The following is a 454-nucleotide window of genomic DNA, read 5'->3' on the forward strand; positions in this document are numbered from 1 at the left end:
CCAGAATCGAGGCCCTTCGCCCGGCGCTCGCCGACCCGGGAATCGGCGAGCGCCGGGCGAAGGGCCTCGATTCTGGCGACCATGCCGGATTCGACGCGGGTCCGCATGCCCCGGTCGATCGCGTCCAGCTCCCTGGGATCGTCGTCGAACGCGCCGAACCAGGCGACGACCAGGCGGCCGTCGCCCTGCTCCTTGACGTTGGGCTCGGCGAAAAGCCGCGAGGCGCCGTCTCCGCAAATCTGGTCTATGCGGGCGAATGTGGCTTCGCAGTCTAGCCACAGCGACTTGCCGGCAACGGCCAATACGTCGGCTGAGCGCGCGTGCGTTGAACGAATGAAGTGGACGTTGCCCCGCCCCACCATCAGGTCTTCCCCTGCCACGCCTACTTGCCGTTAACTATGCGTGGTTTCCCCGGCGGCCACTCTTTGACGGAAACAAAGTCTGAGTCAACAAG

General features: G+C 65.6%; 1 pseudogene. It reads right to left on the reverse strand.

Features of this window, described 5'->3' with window-relative positions:
* Window positions 1–380 (reverse strand): annotated as a pseudogene (locus EOA24_RS40750) (serine protease); the annotation flags it as partial.
* Window positions 381–454 lie beyond the last annotated feature (74 nt).

It is taken from the genome of Mesorhizobium sp. M2A.F.Ca.ET.039.01.1.1, from assembly GCF_003998035.1.
GTDB lineage: Bacteria > Pseudomonadota > Alphaproteobacteria > Rhizobiales > Rhizobiaceae > Mesorhizobium.